This window comes from Sphingobacterium sp. CZ-UAM (assembly GCF_002000245.1).
GTDB lineage: Bacteria > Bacteroidota > Bacteroidia > Sphingobacteriales > Sphingobacteriaceae > Sphingobacterium.
The window spans coordinates 338036-358201 of the sequence record NZ_MTCM01000001.1 but is presented as its reverse complement, the minus strand read 5'-3'; the positions used below and the strand labels follow the sequence as shown (position 1 = coordinate 358201).

Sequence of the window (20166 nt, the reverse complement as noted above, 5' to 3'; positions counted from 1 at the left end):
TGAAAAGTTCAGCCCTCCTATTGATTGTTCACTTTGATCCGCTATCGAGAGCTAAAAAGATAGGGCCCTATAGCTGTCCTTATTTCATTCTTTTTTAAACGAATAATGCCCCTGATTTTTTAATCAAAATACAATCATTTCCATCAAAATAATATGTAACTTTGTGCTTTAATTTGAAGAACGTTCAAAACAAACATTTATAATGATTCATTTCTTTGAGAACCCATCGAACACCGTATATGGTGTTCAAAGCGTAAACTCTTTATCACAAGAAGACATTACTAAACTCAACTGGCTATTCGGCAACGCCAAAAAACTCGACGACCAAACCCTTAACCATTACTTTGTAGGCCCCCGCGCAGCGATGGTCACTCCCTGGAGTACCAATGCCGTAGAAATCACACAGAACATGGGTATCCAAGGAATTGTTCGTATCGAAGAATTTCAACCGGTACCAGCAGATTTCAATGATTTCGATCCAATGATTTCGCAAAAGTTCAGTATGTTGACGCAAGACATGTACACGGTCAACATTACACCGGAACCTATTTTGGAAATTGAAGACATTGATGCCTACAACAAATCCGAAGGATTGGCATTAAATCCGGAAGAAGTAACCTATCTGAACAACCTTGCCGCCAAATTAGGCCGTCTTTTGACTGACTCCGAAGTTTTTGCTTTTTCACAAGCCAACTCCGAGCACTGTAGACATAAGATTTTCAATGGTACTTTTATCATTGATGGTGAAGAACAGCCTACTTCCCTATTTAAATTAATTAAGAAAACATCCGAAACAAATCCTAACGAGATTGTTTCCGCTTATAAAGACAACGTAGCATTTATTAAAGGCCCACGGGTCACGCAGTTTGCCCCTAAATCGGCCGACAAACCTGATTTTTACGAGGAGAAATCCTTTGATTCGGTCTTATCCGTAAAAGCCGAAACCCACAATTTCCCGACAACTGTAGAACCTTTCTCAGGTGCTGCTACAGGATCTGGTGGTGAAATCCGCGACCGCATGGCTGGTGGTCAAGGTGCCATTCCTTTGGCGGGTACAGCGGTCTATATGACGGCTTATTCCCGTTTATTACAAGACCGTCCCTGGGAGAAAGCCATGCCGGAACGTCAGTGGCTCTACCAAACACCTGTAGATATCCTGATCAAAGCTTCCAATGGAGCGTCGGATTTCGGAAATAAATTCGGCCAACCCCTGATTACAGGATCTGTTTTGACCTTCGAACACGAAGAAGAGGGCCGTAAACTTGGTTATGACAAGGTCATTATGCAAGCAGGTGGTGTCGGTTATGGAAAATTGGATCAAGCGAAAAAACATACCCCTAAAACAGGGGATAAAATCGTCATCTTAGGTGGTGAAAATTACCGTATCGGTATGGGTGGTGCAGCTGTCTCCTCAGCAGATACCGGTGCTTTCGGTTCGGGTATAGAACTGAATGCAATCCAACGTTCCAATCCTGAAATGCAAAAACGTGCGGCTAATGCTGTAAGAGGTTTGGTTGAGTCTGATCATAACCCTATTGTTTCTATCCATGACCATGGCGCTGGTGGACACTTAAACTGTCTATCTGAATTGGTGGAAGAAACAGGTGGCCTAATCGATCTTGACGCGCTTCCTGTAGGCGATCCTACCCTTTCGGCAAAAGAAATCATCGGTAATGAGTCTCAGGAAAGAATGGGGCTAGTGATTGCCGAAGATGATATCGCAACCCTCAAACGCGTCGCTGACCGCGAACGTGCACCGATGTATACGGTAGGTGATGTCACTGGTGACCATCGTTTTACCTTTGCCTCCAAAAGCAATGGCGCAAAACCAATGGATTATGCCTTAGAGGACTTTTTCGGTTCGTCACCAAAAACGTTTATGCGTGATAAAACCGTAAAACGCAATTATGCAGATCTTAGCTATGACGCAGCGAATATTCCAAGTTATTTAAATCAGGTTTTACAGTTGGAAGCTGTGGCTTCCAAAGACTGGTTGACCAATAAAGTGGACCGTTGCGTGGGCGGTCGCGTTGCCAAACAACAATGTGCCGGTCCATTGCAATTGCCTTTGAATAACGTCGGTGTCATGGCACTGGACTACAAAGGAAAAGAGGGTATTGCCACAACAATAGGTCATTCTCCGGTAGCAGCATTGGTTGATCCAGCTGCGGCAAGTAAAACGGCTATTGCTGAATCATTATCGAATATTGTATTTGCACCGATCAAAAACGGCCTTGCAGGCATATCATTATCGGCCAACTGGATGTGGGCAGCAAATAACGAAGGCGAAGATGCGCGACTTTATCAAGCGGTCAAAGCCTGTTCAGATTTTGCCATTGCTTTAGGAATCAATATTCCTACCGGAAAAGACTCCTTGTCGATGAAGCAAAAATATCCAAATGGTGAAAATATTATCGCCCCTGGTACATTGATTATATCAGCAGCAGGAAATTGTACCGATATTACCAAAGTAGTTGAACCTGTCTTAAACAAAAACGCAGGCTCCATCTACTACATCAATCTATCAAAAGACAGCTTCAAATTAGGGGGTTCCTCTTTTGCACAGATTGTCAATAAATTGGGTACGGAAGTTCCTACCATCCAGGATGCAGATTATTTCAAAACGGCATTCAATACCGTTCAGCAATTAATCAACGATAATCAGCTCGAGGCAGGTCACGATATCGGGTCAGGTGGTTTGATCACGACCCTTTTGGAAATGACATTTGCCGATGTGAATTTGGCTGCAAATTATGACCTTTCGGGATTAAATGAGTCCGATGCTGTAAAAGTGCTGTTCAGTGAAAATATCGGGCTTGTGCTACAGGCTAAAGATGATACTATTTTCGAGCAAGCGGTTCAAAAAGCTGGCATAGATGCTGTGAAAATCGGTCAGGCAGTTGCAGGAAGCACAGTGACCATCAAAAACAGAGCGGAAACCTTCAGCTTTGATGTTGCGGCAACACGTGATATCTGGTCGACCACTTCCTTCCTATTGGATTCGAAACAATCGAAAAATGGAACTGCACAACAACGTTTCGATAACTATAAAAATCAACCTTTAACGTTTACCTTCCCAAGTCAGTTTAATGGCAAAAAACCAGTGATTGATGGAAGTAAAGCCCGTCCGAAAGCAGCAATTCTTCGGGAGAAGGGTTCCAACTCAGAGCGCGAAATGGCTAATGCGATGTTCCTAGCCGGTTTTGATGTGAAGGATGTTCATATGACAGACTTGATTTCCGGCCGTGAGACATTGGAAGATATCCAATTTATCGGTGCTGTCGGTGGATTCTCTAACTCAGACGTACTGGGTTCGGCAAAAGGTTGGGCCGGAGCATTTCTTTACAATGAGAAAGCGAAAAAGGCATTGACCGATTTCTTTGCACGCCCAGACACACTTTCGGTTGGTATCTGTAATGGTTGCCAGTTGTTTATGGAATTGGAAATGATCAATCCAGAGCACGAGATTCATGGTAAAATGTTGCACAACACCTCAGGAAAACATGAGTCAAACTTTGTTTCCGTAAAAGTTCAGGAAAATAACTCCGTGATGCTTTCTACATTGGCAGGAAGTACATTGGGTGTTTGGATTTCACATGGTGAAGGAAAATTCAGTTTACCTTATGCAGAAGAACAATACAATATTGTCGCAAAATACGGTTATGAACAATATCCGCACAACCCAAATGGTTCGGACTACAATACCGCAATGATCTGTGATAAGTCTGGTCGCCATTTGGCAACAATGCCACATATCGAGCGTTCGATTTTCCAATGGCATTGGGCAAACTATCCAAAAGGACGCCAGGATGAAGTTTCTCCTTGGTTAGAAGCATTCGTCAACGCCCGCAATTGGATTGACAATCACAGCAAGTAAAAGCAACAAGATAAAAGCTCCTTCATAGATGAAGGAGCTTTTTTTTAGATATCCCTTTTGTATCCGGGTTTGTTCATCATATTGTCCAGGGAGTATTTTCCAGATCCCATGACCATAAAAAAGATTAACAAAAAGAATACGACTATAGAAAGCCACAATTCGGAATTCACATAACTAAAACCATTGGTGATGTTGACAAAGAAGACAGCCCCCACCAAGACAGGCAACAACAATAGGGAAGCCAAGCGGGTTTGAAAACCCAAAATAAGGAATAAGCCACCAACCAAATGCGTGAATACCACGTAATGAACAGCGCCCCAAACCGATAGGTGAAAACTGCTTTGTTCGATCATATGCGCAACCACTTGCCTGTCGTTTACAAAGGTTATACCCTTGGCAAAAATCATAATGCCCAGAGCAATTCTTAGGTAATCAATCCATTGTGGGTGATGGACATTTCCCCAATGCTCAATGCGATGTATCAGGTTCATAATATACCTCCTTTTATAGATGGTTATACTGCTATAACAAACGAATCACAAAAAAGTTGTTGCACTTTATTATTTTAATACCCAAGCTATTGCACATCATATCGCCCAATGGTAGCCAAAAAGACGAAAGATGAATCAGGCAATCGCAAACCGGATTACAATATCCCATAAGGCTGTTGTGATCAATCCGATTACAATACTAAAACCGATAACAAGATTAACCAATTTGGCATTGAGATGATATTGTTCGGCGACAATCCCGGAGGTAACCAGCGTAGGCATGGCGGCTTCGAAAATACTGATTCGCGCTACCGGTCCTTTTACTCCAAGTAACAGGGCAAATAACAGGACTAATAAGGGGGCTAAAATTAATTTATAGGTCATGGCTGTACTGATCTGCGCAAATTGTTGGCGCCAGCCCTCAAATTTCAACTGTAAACCGATAGAAAACAAGGCCAATGGTCCCACTGTAGCCACAAGCTTGTCAAAAAAAGGTTCAGCAGCGCTGAAATCAACAAACTGGCCTAACATCAATGCCAAAAGACAACCGATCAATGGCGGAAAAGTAAGTAATTTCCGGATCATAAATTTGGTGTCAATGGATTGTCCGTCCTGCAGATTTGCTTTAAGCGCATTGATGATACCGGCAGTGGATAATAAAATAAATGTCGTTTGGTCACAAATAATGGCAATCGGCAATTGCGCTTCGCCAAAATAAGCCATAACCAAAGGAAAGCCGATGAATGAGGTGTTGCTATACCCCGCAGCCAATTCCAGACTACTTCTCGAGCGCTGCTTATAGGACTTCCGCTTACAATACCATTCCATAAATAACCAACTGCCGGCCCAAACCAAAACCGCCGAAAAGATCGGAAATAATAGTTGTGACGACCATACAATCTTTGGAATATATTTAAAGGAAACTGCTGGAAGCGCAAAATAAAGTATCCAGGTATTGATGCCTTTATGTGCCTCACTGTGGATTAGCTTTGCCCTTCTTAACAGCATACCAGCAGCAATACAAAATACAATCATTATGAAGTTAACCATATTTTCCTTACAATTTTATACGACACAAAAATGCAATTGTATCCTTGGGAAAAACATGTATAAAGACATTATTTTTATGTATATTTAATACTATACAACTAAAGATCATGCGAAAGAGACAATTCGAACCATTATTGATCAGCGAATTTGTGGAAGACACATTTCACCTACCCATGCATGAGCAAAACTATTATGAGCTCGTTTATATACGCAGCGGGCAGGGAAAGCATGTCATCAATAAATTTGAATTGAATTATGAACGCGGTGATATTTTCCTAGTTAGCCCAGCAGACAAACATTATTTCAATATTCACGAAAAAACACATTTTCTATTTATTCTTTTTACCGACAGCTATTTTTCACAAAATCGTCGCCAGCAAAAAAACTATACCTGGATTATGGAGTTAATGAACGACAGAGGACTAAGAGAAAGCAAATTGCACATGACTGATCACGATCGTTTGATTTATTCTCATTTATTGGAAGCTGTACGATTATACTGCATTACCGCTGTCAACCAAACCTCGCCTTGGCTTTCTGATCAACTGGTTGCGATCTTCGGCCGTTACAAGGAAATATCGGAAACACAGCGTATACCAGAGCTGCATACACTCCACATAGACAGCTCTATCACGGCTTATATTCACCAACATATCTTTACGCCGGAGTATCTTCAGATAAAAACGATTGCCCAAAAATTTAATATATCCCCAACTTACTTTGGCATTTATTTCAAGAAACACTTTGGCAGTAGCCTGAGAGACTACATCAATATGTACCGCATTGAATTAATTGAACATCGGCTTAAGTCCACGGCATATACACTTAAACAGGTTGCCGAAGAGCTCGGCTTTGTTGATGAGAGCCACTTATCGCATTTTTACAAACGTGCAAAGGGCTACAGTCCCAAAGCCTATCGACAACGACAGGCACAATGATACCTTATTACCTTTTGCAGCCATACAACAAACAAAAGACATCCCCTATTATACGACATTTCAATTTTTAGGAGGCAGCACACTATAGAATTTAAGACCCTTTTCTTCAAACTGTTTATAGAGAATAATTAATACATCGTTTTTAAAAGAAGAGGCATTAGCCGCAAAATTCACCCAACAGAAAACGCTTAAATAAATCATTTCTTCACTGATGTCCTGTACACTGATACCACTATCTCTTTCCTTAACGAAATGTGGGCTCGTCGCCATTGCATCATTGATCCATTGTTTCGCCTGCTCAAGGTTTGCTTTCCGGTCAATATGCAGGACAAAACTTGTCTTACTATACTCTTGCGATAATGTCCAGTTGACAACCCTACCCGACAATAGGTCCCCGTTAGGAATAATCACATCCGCTCCGTCGGCGGTCTTCAGTACGCTCGCACGGATGCCGATCTCTTTCACCCGCCCTTTTTTATCAGCCAGTTCGATCTGGTCTCCCACACGAAACGGTTTATCAAAAACCAAGATAATTCCGGACACGAAGTTATTGATGATATTTTGCATACCCAGACCTATCCCCACACTCAATGCCCCAATGACTACGGTAAGTTTGTCCAGACTCATCCCTAAGGCTGAGATTGCCATAAAAAAGCCGATCAGGATAATTGCCAGACGGAACAACGGAAACAGCGTCATCTTTTGATTATAAGCCTGGCTTATTTGACCATCTTCGCCCCCCAGTACAATGAGACTGATGTTTTTTTGAAACCAATTCGCAACAAGCAATAGCAGTACCGCAACAACGAGATTACCTAAAGTAAAGGAGATACTACCGATGCTACGTACCTTTCCAAAAAATGTCTCGCTCAGTCTCAGTAAAGTCTCAATAAACTGTAGGTTATTTGCCAGCACAATAACAGCCAACAGGATACACACAATCCGAAGGACCTGGGTGATGATTGCCAGGGTTCGTTGTTCATTGAAACGCATCCAAAACCCAGCAACCAAGCGATCTTTTTTGAACTGGTTACGGACATCTAATTTGATCATGTCAGCAAAATATTGCAGTGTAAACGACTGCACCAAACCTACGGCACACGCGATACTAAAACTCCGCGAGTGTTCCACATGTCCAATAACGTTCAAGGTAATGGCAGTAATATTTAAAATGGCAAATACCACATAGATAAAATTGCTGATATATCCCGGACTTTCTGGGTTATTAATCCGCCGCTTGGTATAACTGACCAAACCCAGTGCGATTAGATTAAAGCCAATACAGATAACACGCAAAAACAGGTCATCACTCACAATCATATTGACAAAGACATCCAATAGATAAAAGATGATCAGAATAAGCGCGATCTTACGTTGCTGTCCAGTCATTTTATGTCTTAGCAAATACATAAAGATCAACATGATCAGCAGTTGGGAGGCCTGTAAGATGAAAGTCGGTGTAAAGAAATTAACAAAAGGCAGTAGGGTGAATAAGAAAATAACAGTTTTCCCAACAATGACATCAATGGCGAGCTTATTGGACGGATCATTTTGCTTCAGTACATAGGCTACCCGTACAATCCAATACGAATAAGCCAGTCCCAGCACAATCAACAAAATCCGGCTCGCCCAATCCGTACGATTGACATATTTGTCGATGGATTTATTATTGCTATAGTTACTGCGTATATTATCTAAAATAACATCTTTGGAAATACTTGTTGTATTCGCCTTCCAAATCGAACTTTTGCTTGCTGCAGCATCAGACTTCTTAGCTGTAGTTTTTGTCTCAGTAACGAGATCCAATCGATTGAGGTGACGCTGATTCTTCACGATCAGTTCATCGATCGTCCGATTGATCATTTCAAGCGAATCCATCTTGGAGGACAACTTTAGCCCGGCACTGCTCAGGTATTGGTATGCCCTTGCGTGATTATTGGCACTGATATCATAACGATTGACAATATTACGAATCTGATCTTGCGTACTGCTTAAACTGTTGGAATAATTTGCAATACTCCCTTTAATCGAATTAAGCTGCCTAATCTCATCAGAAATTGCATTTTTTAGCAGCGCAACAGAATCTTTTGCCGAACTGGCGCTGGTAGCAGCATAAGAGTTGGATTTTTCATTTAACTGCGCGACAAACTCCGCCATAGAGGCGGTACGGATATTGGACAAAAATGTCAAATTCACCTTCCGTATGTCATTACGCAACGAATCGTTCTCCGTTCTGGTCGAGTCTATACCAATTCTTCTATTTAACCTGGTATGTGACATTGACCTATCGGTATTTGCCCCTCTCCTTATCTGAACCGAGTCTTGCCCCATAGCATACAAATGCAATGACAATAGCCCCATTACAAAAACAATGAAATGCTTCATGTTGCTTAATTTCATACCCGCAATATGTTAATCTCTTTCAATAATAAGCTTTGCCCACCGCAAAATGTAGTGTCGCGGGAGCGAACGAATTATTTTTCCGACAAAAATAACTTATCTCAGCCTAAAATCGTATAGCATCCGATAATTTAAGTTCCTCCAGACGCTTGACTTTATCGTCACGGTAAAACAGATTCATGGTCTCAAAGGGGATCAACTTTAGATCTTTGTTGACAATATGTACGCAGGACTTTTTGACTGCACGCACATCGAAATCATAGGCGTCCATAAAATTCATAATTATGATACGGAAAAGATTATCATAATCTAATTCCGGAGCACACACATCAGGTAGACAGCAAAGCAATTGATTGACCTTTGGTTTTACTTTATCCACCGAAATACCGGTACTAAAAATATCGAGTAGCTGCATCTGAACACCGGTATCCTGCTCATAAACAATGGTATTGCGCGACTGATTGTTCAAGAGTACCGCTGGGTCAATATGCCTGGTTAGCGGAATCCTTTCATCGCCAATCTTAAGCACATAGCCCATGGCCAGCGCATCTGGATTACAGGGAACCGGAATGATATCATGTGGATTCAACAGTGGATATTGGTTCAGGATCTCCTGTCTGACTTCGGTCAGCGTCATTTTGTGCTGCTGGGCATCCGCCGCATTTCTACCGGCAATTTCTACGGGCTGGAACGTCACCCCACGTACACAACGCTGGCTTAAAGCAAAGTCCAGTATTGCTCCGATCTCATCATCGTTGGTTCCTTTTTCCAGCACTACCACAAGCGTAGTACTTAGATTTAGCGCATTGAGTTTTTCAATTGCTTTTTTCCGTACATCCGTTAGATCCTTCCCTCTAAATTTCTCCAGCACGGACGGACGGAAAGAATCAAATTGGAGATAAATTTCAAATTCTGGCGCGTAGGAGGCCAATTGTTCAGCAAATCCAGGGTCATTCGCAATGCGGATACCGTTGGTATTCAGCATGAGATGTTTAATCGGTTTTGTTTTGGCGATGTCCAGAATCTTAAAAAACTCAGGGTGAATGGTAGGTTCTCCCCCACTGATCTGAACCACATCCGGCTCCCCTTCATTTTCGACAATCTTATCAAACATACGTTCGATTTCTTCCAGTGAACGGTGCCTTCCATAATGCGGTGAAGACATCGCGTAGCAGGTCGGGCAGGTCAGATTACAGCGGTCGGTCACTTCAACGATCGAAAGACAGCTATGCTGTTCGTGATCGACACATAAACCACAATCATAGGGACAGCCAAAATGAACTTCCTTATCAAATTTCAAAGGTGTCTCAGAAGCTTTGTTATAATTCCGGATATTTTTATAATATTCAACGTCCGTCGCAATCAGCGTCTTGAAAAAACCATGATCAGGGCAATTCTTGGTCATAAAAACCTGTTCATCTTCGATAATAATTTTCGCTCCAACACGGGAAAGACAAGTCGGACATAGACTAATGGTATAATCGTAATAGGTGTAATTTCTGACTGGCATATATTTTATCCTTGTTAACTTAATGCTATTCCGCAAGCGATCCCACCTGCTATCATCGCTCCAATACCACCCAATAGCACTTTAAGCCAAGGATTAACATTAAATGTAGAGGCTTTATTATTGGATTTCATAATCGAACCAATGAGGATGACCAAAAGCGCTATCCCGATAACTATAGCTCCTCCAAACAGTAAAAACAAGCCCAAAAAAGCTGTGTTTTCCGAACCAAATGATCCTTCGAGTAAATACATAATTTAGACCTTCCTTTCTATATGCGTATTGTTCAATAAATAAATATAATAAATTATCACGACAAGACAGGTAATTTGTATGGTACTCATCCCCAATAGAATTATTGCTCTTGGCTTGATAAAATCCAATAAAAAGCGAAAACTGAAATAGCTGAACATAAAAAATTGAAAGAGTAAGCCATTTTGGAATATAAATTTCCATTTAAACCACTGCAGGGAAATAAATAATAAGATCAAAAACGCTATTTCATACAAAGCAACCGGATGTCTGCGATAGGCATCACCGAGGTACATCCCAAAGGGGCAATCGGTGGGTAAGCCGTAGGTCTGCTCAAATACCCCGGTATAAAAACAACCTATCCGCCCGATCATAATGGCAACAATCAGCGGAAAGACCATACGATCGCCGGTGCTCTCTTTCTTGTCCATCATTTTTTTCATCAGTTCTACTCCAACCAACCCGCCAGCCAAGCCCCCCACAATCGTATTATTCAACCAGATATAACGCCATTTACTGACTGCACCCATTAGTTCCTCCGGACGTTCAAGTGATCCGATTACATGCGATCCGATTAGGGCTCCTATAGCTGCAGCAATCACTATTAAAAGTGAGTTTGTATGACCTAAGCTCTCCTGGTCTTTCCATTTTAACAGCTGATAATAACGCATGCCCATAAACATTCCCAAACCTTCCATAAATGGATGCAGGAGAAAAGTCTTACCAAACAAATCAATGGTGACCGGAAATTCGATTGCAATTAGCATAAGCAAGTATACAAAAGACAATTCAGATATCTATAGCCAAAAAAGCAAAAGCCGGTTCACAATTGAACCGGCTTTATATCCTCCATTTGTACAGCAGCCTATAATTGGTCGCTGTAAACAAATCTGATTTCTTCCCTCAAATTATAACGGGAGGCCATTACCTCACCATATGCGCCTGCGGAACGGATAGCAATCAAATCACCACGTTTTGAAACTGGCAAAGGCACTTCCTTTCCAAAACAATCCGAAGATTCGCAGATTGGCCCTACTACATCATAGTTTAAGGCTTCTGTCGCTGTACCTTCACTGATATTCTCCATTTTATGGTAAGCCTGATACAAGGCTGGGCGCATCAATTCAGTCATTCCCGCATCCAGGACTAAAAAATTTTTCTTGACGCCGTTTTTGACATATAACACACGGCTGACCAGACTACCACATTGAGCCACTAAAGCCCGCCCCAATTCAAAATGAACTTCCTGATGGGATTTACGCTCAAGGAAACGGTCAAAAATATCAAAATAGGCCTCAAAATCCGGAATCGGGTTGCCATCTGGATTTTTATAATCTATCCCAAGTCCGCCACCTACGTTCAAAACACGAATCTGTGTTCCGCGTTCCTCAAACCAATTTTTCCACTCATTAACTTTTACACACAGGCTTTTGAATACCGTCATGTCTGTAATCTGGGATCCTACGTGGAAATGTAAACCTACCAATTCTATAAAATCACATTTCTTGAGAACAGCTGCACATTTCTCCAGATCCGCATTCGGAATTCCAAATTTGTTCTCGTCAAGTCCTGTGGTAATATAATGGTGTGTATGCGCATCCACATTGGGGTTAATACGTAGTGCCACATTGGCCTTCACCCCTTGCTTTGACGCCAATTCATTTATGACTTCAAGCTCCTGAATAGATTCTACGTTGAACGCAAAAATATTTTGCTCCAATGCGTAGTTGATCTCCTTATCCGATTTTCCAACCCCCGCAAAGGTAATATGCTGTGGTTCAAAACCACATTCGATCGCCTTTTTCACCTCATTTCCACTCACACAGTCCGCGCCAAAACCGATCTGGCGGATCGCCTTTAACAACACATCGTTAAAATTGGCTTTCAATGCATAATGAACATGGAATCCTCTTTTATGGGAAGCCGCATAAGCTGCTTCCAAGGTTTTGTTTAACACGGCCAGGTCGTAGTAATAAAACGGCGTTTCTTTTTCTGCAAATTTTGCCGCTATAGCTGTATTTATCATATAAAACCTTCTTTCTTAAAATAAACGATTATGCAATGAACGTAAAGCCTCTGTTTTATGATCTGAATTCAAAAGAATGGATACATTAAAATCTGAACCACCATAAGAAATCATGCGAACCGGCAAATGTTTTACAGCATCAAGCACGCGAGCGGCATAACCATGGCTGTTCAAACCGAAGTCACCAACCACACATACAATTGTCTGATCGCCGTCTACAGTAACAGAACCAAAGTCCTCCACTTCTTTAATGATATCCGCTAAGTTCGTTGTATCATCGATCGTTAATGAAACGGCAACTTCCGAAGTCGTAATCATATCAATCGGTGTTTTATAACGTTCGAAAATCTCAAAAACACGACGTAGGAAACCGTAGGCAAGCAACATCCGTGATGAATGAATATGGATGGCGGTAATGCCATCTTTCGCTGCAATAGCTCTTATACATCCCTTTTGTGCTCCATCCTTACTGATCAAAGTTCCTTTGGCATTCGGTTCCATGGTATTTAGCAAACGTACCGGTACATTATATTTTTGTGCCGGAAATACCGATTGTGGATGCAATATCTTCGCGCCAAAATAAGCTAATTCAGCAGCCTCGTCGAAACTAAGGTGTGCGATCGGTGTCGTACCTTTAACGACACGCGGGTCATTGTTATGCATCCCATCAATATCTGTCCAGATCTGCACCTCTTCGGCGCGGATAGCTGCTCCGATCAATGAAGCGGTATAGTCCGATCCGCCACGGCGCAGGTTATCAATTTCACCAAATGAATTTCTACAGATAAATCCTTGCGTGATAAACAGGGTATTTTGGGGATGTTGTGCCAAAATCGCCGTCAATTTTTCACCGATATATTCCACCATTGGCTCATTGTCCTCATCGATTTTCATAAAATCCAATGCAGGTAGCAAGACAGATTGTATTCCGATTTCGTTGAGGTAAAAATGCCATAATGCGGTAGACATCAATTCACCTTGCGCTAAAATAATTTTTTCTTCAATCGGCGTAAACAGCTCATTTGCCAAGCTTGAAATCAGGTTAAAATGATAGTCGATTAATTCCTTGCCGTTTTTATATCCGGTTTCAGTATTAAAAAGTTCCTTAATAAGGTCTTCGTACTTATCCTTGTGCTTCTTGATCAAATCCTTAGCCTCGTCCTTCTTACCTGCTGTGTAAGCCTGACCTATTTCCACCAAAGCATTTGTCGTTCCAGCTACCGCGGACAACACAACGATCTGACGTTCCGAAGGGTTTACAATATCCAACAACCCTTTGATACGTACTGCACTTCCTACTGAAGTACCACCAAATTTTAAAACTTTCATACTAAAGTTACAATTATTAAATTTCTGTGCGCCAATATAGGCAATTCATGAATGTATTTTAAAAAAAAATGCGGCACAAAATCATGAAAGTTTTGTGCCGCATATATTTATTCTATGCGGAAGAACTACTTCTTCAAATTTTCGATCAGTAAACCGGCCAATTCTTCGCCGATTCTTTCCTGTGCTTCATTTGTCGCTGCACCGATATGTGGTGTCAACGAAATCTTTGGATGTTTTAAAATTTCCTCACGTGGAGTCGGTTCGTTGTCGAAAACATCTAAACCAGCAAATGCAACTTTGCCGGCATCCAATGCCTTAACCAGCTCCAATTCATCAATAACACCACCTCTGGAAGCGTTCACCAAGCCAACACCATCTTTCAATAATGGGAACTCGGCAGCACCGATTGCCGGTTTATCCAAGAATGGCACATGTAAGGAAATAAAATCTGAAACTTTCAACAAGTCATTCATTTGAACCTGTTTGATCGGAACCTCTACTTGGATACCTCCAGAAAGATCAATCGTTAAACCTTTCGGACCGTCAAATAGATCCGTATAAACGACATCCATTCCCAGTCCGATTGCGATTTTAGCAACTTCACGGCCGATACGGCCAAAACCAACGATACCAATTGTCTTACCGCGAAGCTCAGTTCCAGCACCATAGGCTTTTTTCAACGCGCCAAACTTCGTATTTCCGTCAACAGGCATCTTCCGGTTGGCATCGTATAAAAAGCGTACACCATTCAAAAGATGCGCAAAAACCAATTCAGCTACGGATAAAGAAGATGCAGCTGGTGTATTCACAACAGCAATACCTTTTGATCGCGCGTATTCAACATCAATATTATCCATTCCTACACCACCGCGACCGATTACTTTCAAATTCGGACAGCCATCGATCAATGCCTGGCGAACTTTAGTTGCACTCCGTACAGTAATCGCATCATAAGCAGGCAGCTTTTCAGCCAACTCATCCTGAGGTATATGGTTTGTATCTACAGTATGACCGGCATCTTCCAACATTTTCTTTCCTAGTGGATCGATACCGTCATTTGCTAATATTTTCATCCTTTATAATTATTTATGGCTACAAGTTTCTCATTGTATAATGCATCCCTGAAAGCCGGTTTAATTGTTAAGTGATAAAACGACCTTTGTTACTGATCAAAATTGGATCTCCACGAAACGGTCAATTTCATCTGCATATTTAATCGATTAGACTATTTGTGTGTATCTTCAAATTCCTTCATGGCATCTATCAAAGCATTGACGCTGCTCAATGGCAAAGCATTGTAAATCGACGCTCTAAAACCACCTACCGAACGGTGTCCTTTGATACCAATCAGATTACGTTCTTTCGCTAAAGCTAGGAACTCCGCTTCCAGTTCAGGTGTATCCATCACAAAAGTCACATTCATACGCGAACGATCCTCCACAGCAGCAGTACCTTTAAATAAAGGATTGCGATCAATCTCATCATATAGTGCACGAGCTTTAATAATATTTTCCTGTTCCAAAACAGCAACACCACCTTTTGCTTTTAACCAACGTAGATTTAACATCGAAACAAAGATGGAGTATACCGGCGGTGTATTGTACATGGAGCCACCATTGATGTGCAACTGATAATCTAACATCGAAGGCAGTACACGACCCGATTTACCCAAAATATCATCCTTCACAATAGCCAGTGTCACACCAGCAGGCCCCATATTTTTTTGTGCTCCGGCATAGATTAAATCGTAATCTGCAACATTGATCTCACGGGAAAAAATATCGGAAGACATATCCACGACTACTGGTAAATCTGTAGCTGGCTTTTCAAAAACTTCAGTACCATAAATCGTATTATTCGAAGTATAGTGAAAATAAGCAGCATCGGAAGGGATTGAATATCCTTTTGGTATATAAGAATAGTTTTTGTCTATCGACGAAGCTACAACATCTACTGAACCAAATTTCTTTGCTTCTTTTAAGGCTTTTGTTGCCCAAACACCTGTATCCAAATACGCAGCTTTACCGCCTTCAGGTAAAAGGTTGAGTGGTGCCATTGCAAATTGAAGACTTGCCCCGCCTTGCAAGAAAAGAATCGAATATCCTTGTGGTACGGCTAATAATTCTCTTACTAACTGAGTCGCCTCATCGATCACTGCTTCAAACTCTTTGGAACGGTGAGAGATCTCTAAAATTGATAAACCTGTGTTGTTAAAATCAATTACAGCTTCTGAGGCTTGTTGAAATACTTCCTTTGGCAGAATACATGGACCTGCTCCAAAATTATGTTTCATTGATGTTATAGTTTGTTGGATTGCCCGTTTTGAACCCTAGTGGAGCAATCTGTTGTTTTAAAAACCAAAGGTAAAATAAAATTATATATTTTTCAACTATTCTGTTTTTTTATTGAAAATTTACAAAATTCTGAATCATTTCAATAAAAATATTACACAAGTCAATCCCCGTTGGTTATTAAAGTAATCAAAGAAGAAGCACTTTCCATGCCATATCTAATTGATTATCTTGCAAATACTCCTTCGCCTTTAACTGAAGGTGGACATTACGGGAGGATTGATCCCCGATAAAGGCGTTTAACAATTCGTAAATTTCCGGCATCGTTGTAATCACATCCACCTCCATTGCTGTTGGTAATCGGTCTATCAGAGCCAGTTTAATTTTATCGTCTGTACTCAAGACGGTGGAGTCTTTTACAAAAGGCGGAAGTTGATCGTAGTCCATAAAAAAAGCAGAAATTTTAGTCAAATTTCTGCTTAATATCTTAAAAAAGAAAATTCTTATAATTTTTCGATGATCCGATCAGCAAATTCGCTGGTTTTCACCAAGGTGGCATCGTCCATCAGGTTATAAAAATCGACGGTGACTGTTTTTGCAATGATGGTCTCCCCAAGTGCCCGCACAATTGCCGCTGCGGCTTCTGCCCAGCCCAAGTATTCAAACATCATGACACCACTCAGGATCACGGATGAAGGATTCATGGTATCTGTATTCGCAAATCGGGGTGCCGTACCATGGGTTGCTTCGAAAACGGCATGACCAGTTTTAAAATTGATATTGGCTCCCGGAGCGATACCTATTCCACCCACCATCGCTGCCAATGCATCAGAGATATAATCCCCATTTAGGTTTAAGGTGGCGACCACCGAAAAGTCACGCGGGTTAAGCAGGATCTGTTGTAAGAAATTATCCGCAATAATGTCCTTAATTAAAATTTTACCAGCAGCGAGCGCATCTTTTTGTTCCTGATTGGCAGTAGCTTCACCTTTCTCGGCTTTGGTTCGCTCCCATTGCCCCCAGGTATAGGTTTTGTCCGCAAATTCGGTTTCTGCAACCTCGAAACCCCAAATTTTGAAAGCCCCTTCTGTGTATTTCATAATATTTCCCTTATGCACAATCGTGACCGAGGGTAATGCATAATGGATAGCATGTTCTATAGCTGCACGAACAAGACGTTTGGACCCCTCTTCAGAAACCAATTTGACCCCCACGCCCGTAGTACTCGAAAAATTGTAGTCTATATCAAGCTCATCGTGCAGAAAATCCTGTAGTTTATTGGATTCGGCACTCCCGGCCTGAAACTCGATACCAGCATAGATATCTTCGGTATTTTCGCGAAAGATAACCATATCCACATATTCAGGATGTTTGACCGGAGAGGGTACCCCCTCAAACCATCTTGTCGGCCGCTGGCAGACATACAGATCCAGGTCCTTGCGTAGGGCCACATTCAATGAACGTATGCCGCCCCCAACAGGTGTGGTCAAAGGGCCTTTTATTCCTACCAAATATTCGCGCAATATATCCAGTGTAGCTCGGGGCAACCACTCACCGGTTTCATTAAATGCTTTCTCCCCCGCCAAAACTTCCTTCCAGTTGATTTTTCGCTGCCCATGATAAGTCTTTTCCACAGCTTTATCAAAAACACGCACGGCTGCATGCCATAGATCGGGACCTATACCATCACCTATGATAAAAGGAATTGTTGGGGAATCCGGAACCTGTAAGGTTCCATTGTTGGACATTGTAATCTTATTTGACATAAATCTGTGTTTTGTGCGGATAACAACTATCCTTTATTAAACATATTTCCAATCTCTTTGCTAATCTTGCGGAATATCGGAGCTGCTTCAACATCTTCATATTCGTCGATGTGCGCGTTCTCTATCCTACTAGGAAACACCAAAACAAGGTTTTCGTTTGCATAGATACCCTCTAATTTTTTCGCCACACCATCCAGCGAATCGCGGTATGAAACCTCTCCATTTCGCGCAGATACAAAAATAAACATGGAATCCTCTTCTTTAAACGCTTTTAACCCCTGTAGATTATCCCAGTCATCGAAATGTTTAAAAGCAACCGGCACGGAGTTCTTAATTTCGATAAGATGTGCTTCAATAGCAGCTGCAGAGCGCGTATCTACCACAAAAGAGATCGGAACGGACAATTCCTGCGCCAGTTTAATAACCTTCTCCAGCCAGTATTCAAAACCAAACTCAGCTTCACACATCGGTGGTGCAAATACCACAATGGACTTATTGGAAATAAAAGGCTTTTTAAAGTGGCAGAGCATCACATTGGCAGAGGTTCTATTGAGTATACTTTCCGTTTTTTCGCCGACAAATTTATCCATAAAGTTCGCCGCACTTGGCCAACCAAGCACAATACAATTTGCAGAAACCTCCTTTGCTGACCGGGCCACGCCACTGGCAATGTTTAAATCGATCGTTGCACTGATATTCACATTGGTCTCTGAGCCAGAAGCGTAACGCACCATACTATCCAGATTTTTGCGTGCTTTGCTCATATTCAGCTGAGCCTGCTCATTATCTTTTACCACGGATACGATATTCACAGGATAGGTACACTTTTTACTCTTGATATAGGTAGAGAAGTCAAGAATAGGTTCCATATTGTCCATATTGGCAATAGAAATCAATATATTTTCATCTTTCTCCTTGACCACATCGATATGTTCTTCATCCTGTTCACCATCCATAACCACTTTTCTGGAAGCATTCCCTGTCACAATGGTTGCGACAATACAGGTTACCAGGATCAATAAAATCGTACCGTTCAAGACATTTTCGTCAATGATCCCATTTTTATACCCGACCATAATTACAGCCAGGGTTGCGGCAGCATGGGCACTGCTCAACCCAAAAATCAGGTTACGTTGCCCGCGGCTGTACTTAAATATTTTCTGTGTCAACCAGGCTGCCACATATTTTCCCACTATTGCGACGATGGTCAAGGTACCCGCAATAATTAATGCCTGGGGACCTTTTAAAATGACACTTACATCCACAATCATACCTACTGAGATAAGGAAAAATGGAATAAAAATAGCATTTCCGATAAACTCGATACGATTCATCAATGCCGATGAATGTGGAATCAATTTATTCAGTGCCAGACCAGCCACAAAGGCTCCGATAATAGGTTCCAATCCCGCAATTTCCGCAAGAAAGGCTGCGAAAAATACCACGGACAGTACAAAAATATAATTCGATGTCTTTTCGCTTCCGAGCCGCTCAAAAAACCACTTTGCTATCCGCGGAATAATACCGAACATAATGAAGAGGAATATGGCAAAGGAAATCCCTAAGGTGACCCAAAATTCATTTCCGATATTACCTTGTGAAACTCCTGTAATAACAGCTAATATAATCAGCACCGCCGTATCGGTCAGGATCGTCCCCCCGATCGTAATTGCCACTGCCTCCATCTTGGAAATACCATAACTGTTCACAATGGGATAAGACACCAACGTATGCGTAGCAAACATACTCGATATCAAAAGACTCGCCAGGACATCATAACCCAACAAGAAATGACAAACGGGATAACCTATACTTATGGGTACAATAAATGTAAAAAAACCAAACAGTAAACTTTTGTTCTTGGTCTTTTTAAACTCATTCATATCCAATTCCAGACCGGCTATAAACATGATATACAAAAGTCCGATGGTGGAAAACAAATTAATTGCTGAGTTCTTCTCCAGCCAATTTAATCCATGCGGTCCAATAATAACACCAGATATAATCAAACCGATAATGCCCGGCACCTTAATCGGCCGGAGGACAATAGGGGAAAGTAGGATAATAAAGAGTACCAGCGAAAAAATAAGTACGGGATTCTGTAAAGGCGCTTCGAAAGCGTGGGAAATATGCTCAAAAGTTTTATTCATATGTGCTCGTATGCTATCGGTAAAATATGTCCGCTTATTTTTCGTCACTCAGCGAAAAACAGCTAACAGCTCTAAAAATACGATTTTTC

At 41.5% G+C, this 20166-nt stretch carries 15 protein-coding genes; 2 read left to right on the top strand and 13 right to left on the bottom strand.

All coding sequences use genetic code 11. The annotated features are described in order from the left end of the window. The first annotated feature begins 202 nt into the window (after positions 1-202). Positions 203-3877: a phosphoribosylformylglycinamidine synthase gene (gene purL / locus BWD42_RS01450; RefSeq protein ID WP_077432701.1), complete on the top strand. Its 3675-nt coding sequence runs from the start codon at positions 203-205 to the stop codon at positions 3875-3877. A gap of 44 nt (positions 3878-3921) precedes the next feature. On the opposite strand, the gene BWD42_RS01445 is transcribed toward purL, so the two are convergent. Beyond that, positions 3922-4368, bottom strand: a complete 447-nt coding sequence (locus BWD42_RS01445; protein ID WP_077432700.1) for a DoxX family protein — start codon at positions 4366-4368, stop codon at positions 3922-3924. Between the two features lie 135 nt (positions 4369-4503). Continuing rightward, positions 4504-5418: an AEC family transporter gene (locus BWD42_RS01440; RefSeq protein ID WP_077432699.1), complete on the bottom strand. Its 915-nt coding sequence runs from the start codon at positions 5416-5418 to the stop codon at positions 4504-4506. A gap of 107 nt (positions 5419-5525) precedes the next feature. Between BWD42_RS01440 and BWD42_RS01435 the strand changes: the two genes are divergently transcribed. After that, positions 5526-6356, top strand: coding sequence for an AraC family transcriptional regulator (locus BWD42_RS01435; RefSeq protein WP_077432698.1), 831 nt, complete (start codon positions 5526-5528; stop codon positions 6354-6356). A gap of 60 nt (positions 6357-6416) precedes the next feature. Here BWD42_RS01435 and BWD42_RS01430 read toward each other — a convergent pair whose 3' ends face one another. The 11 genes from BWD42_RS01430 to BWD42_RS01380 all read right to left on the bottom strand — a co-directional run bounded on the left by BWD42_RS01430 (position 6417) and on the right by BWD42_RS01380 (position 20077). Continuing rightward, complete coding sequence (locus tag BWD42_RS01430) at positions 6417-8756, bottom strand: mechanosensitive ion channel family protein (RefSeq protein ID WP_077432697.1); 2340 nt, start codon at positions 8754-8756, stop codon at positions 6417-6419. Positions 8757-8862: 106 nt separating this feature from the next. Then, positions 8863-10266: a radical SAM protein gene (locus BWD42_RS01425; RefSeq protein ID WP_077432696.1), complete on the bottom strand. Its 1404-nt coding sequence runs from the start codon at positions 10264-10266 to the stop codon at positions 8863-8865. 14 nt (positions 10267-10280) lie between these two features. Further along, positions 10281-10517, bottom strand: coding sequence for a hypothetical protein (locus tag BWD42_RS01420; protein WP_077432695.1), 237 nt, complete (start codon positions 10515-10517; stop codon positions 10281-10283). A 3-nt stretch (positions 10518-10520) separates the two neighbouring features. Next, positions 10521-11282 carry a prolipoprotein diacylglyceryl transferase gene (locus BWD42_RS01415; RefSeq protein WP_077432694.1) on the bottom strand — a complete coding sequence of 254 codons (762 nt, stop codon included), beginning with the start codon at positions 11280-11282 and terminating at the stop codon, positions 10521-10523. Between the two features lie 98 nt (positions 11283-11380). Then, positions 11381-12541: a diaminopimelate decarboxylase gene (gene lysA / locus BWD42_RS01410; protein ID WP_077432693.1), complete on the bottom strand. Its 1161-nt coding sequence runs from the start codon at positions 12539-12541 to the stop codon at positions 11381-11383. Between the two features lie 15 nt (positions 12542-12556). Next, positions 12557-13870 (bottom strand): aspartate kinase, encoded by a 1314-nt coding sequence (locus BWD42_RS01405; protein ID WP_077432692.1) that lies wholly within the window; start codon positions 13868-13870, stop codon positions 12557-12559. Positions 13871-13995: 125 nt separating this feature from the next. Further along, on the bottom strand, positions 13996-14943 hold the full coding sequence (locus BWD42_RS01400; RefSeq protein WP_077432691.1) for a D-2-hydroxyacid dehydrogenase: 948 nt from the start codon (positions 14941-14943) through the stop codon (positions 13996-13998). A gap of 152 nt (positions 14944-15095) precedes the next feature. Further along, on the bottom strand, positions 15096-16163 hold the full coding sequence (gene serC / locus BWD42_RS01395; protein ID WP_077432690.1) for a 3-phosphoserine/phosphohydroxythreonine transaminase: 1068 nt from the start codon (positions 16161-16163) through the stop codon (positions 15096-15098). Between the two features lie 187 nt (positions 16164-16350). Continuing rightward, complete coding sequence (locus BWD42_RS01390) at positions 16351-16608, bottom strand: hypothetical protein (RefSeq protein WP_077432689.1); 258 nt, start codon at positions 16606-16608, stop codon at positions 16351-16353. A 56-nt stretch (positions 16609-16664) separates the two neighbouring features. Next, positions 16665-17927 carry an NADP-dependent isocitrate dehydrogenase gene (gene icd / locus BWD42_RS01385; protein WP_077432688.1) on the bottom strand — a complete coding sequence of 421 codons (1263 nt, stop codon included), beginning with the start codon at positions 17925-17927 and terminating at the stop codon, positions 16665-16667. A 26-nt stretch (positions 17928-17953) separates the two neighbouring features. Further along, entirely contained in the window at positions 17954-20077 is a 2124-nt protein-coding gene (locus BWD42_RS01380) for a cation:proton antiporter (protein WP_077432687.1), read from the bottom strand. Positions 20078-20166 lie beyond the last annotated feature (89 nt).

Coding starts and splice junctions, on each gene's coding strand:
- lysA (WP_077432693.1), bottom strand. CDS start 12,541: ATGATAAATACAGCTATAGCGGCAAAATTTGCAGAAAAAGAAACGCCG.
- icd (WP_077432688.1), bottom strand. CDS start 17,927: ATGTCAAATAAGATTACAATGTCCAACAATGGAACCTTACAGGTTCCG.
- BWD42_RS01425 (WP_077432696.1), bottom strand. CDS start 10,266: ATGCCAGTCAGAAATTACACCTATTACGATTATACCATTAGTCTATGT.
- BWD42_RS01440 (WP_077432699.1), bottom strand. CDS start 5,418: ATGGTTAACTTCATAATGATTGTATTTTGTATTGCTGCTGGTATGCTG.
- serC (WP_077432690.1), bottom strand. CDS start 16,163: ATGAAACATAATTTTGGAGCAGGTCCATGTATTCTGCCAAAGGAAGTA.
- BWD42_RS01430 (WP_077432697.1), bottom strand. CDS start 8,756: ATGAAATTAAGCAACATGAAGCATTTCATTGTTTTTGTAATGGGGCTA.
- BWD42_RS01415 (WP_077432694.1), bottom strand. CDS start 11,282: ATGCTAATTGCAATCGAATTTCCGGTCACCATTGATTTGTTTGGTAAG.
- BWD42_RS01405 (WP_077432692.1), bottom strand. CDS start 13,870: ATGAAAGTTTTAAAATTTGGTGGTACTTCAGTAGGAAGTGCAGTACGT.
- BWD42_RS01445 (WP_077432700.1), bottom strand. CDS start 4,368: ATGAACCTGATACATCGCATTGAGCATTGGGGAAATGTCCATCACCCA.
- BWD42_RS01420 (WP_077432695.1), bottom strand. CDS start 10,517: ATGTATTTACTCGAAGGATCATTTGGTTCGGAAAACACAGCTTTTTTG.
- BWD42_RS01390 (WP_077432689.1), bottom strand. CDS start 16,608: ATGGACTACGATCAACTTCCGCCTTTTGTAAAAGACTCCACCGTCTTG.
- purL (WP_077432701.1), top strand. CDS start 203: ATGATTCATTTCTTTGAGAACCCATCGAACACCGTATATGGTGTTCAA.
- BWD42_RS01380 (WP_077432687.1), bottom strand. CDS start 20,077: ATGAATAAAACTTTTGAGCATATTTCCCACGCTTTCGAAGCGCCTTTA.
- BWD42_RS01400 (WP_077432691.1), bottom strand. CDS start 14,943: ATGAAAATATTAGCAAATGACGGTATCGATCCACTAGGAAAGAAAATG.
- BWD42_RS01435 (WP_077432698.1), top strand. CDS start 5,526: ATGCGAAAGAGACAATTCGAACCATTATTGATCAGCGAATTTGTGGAA.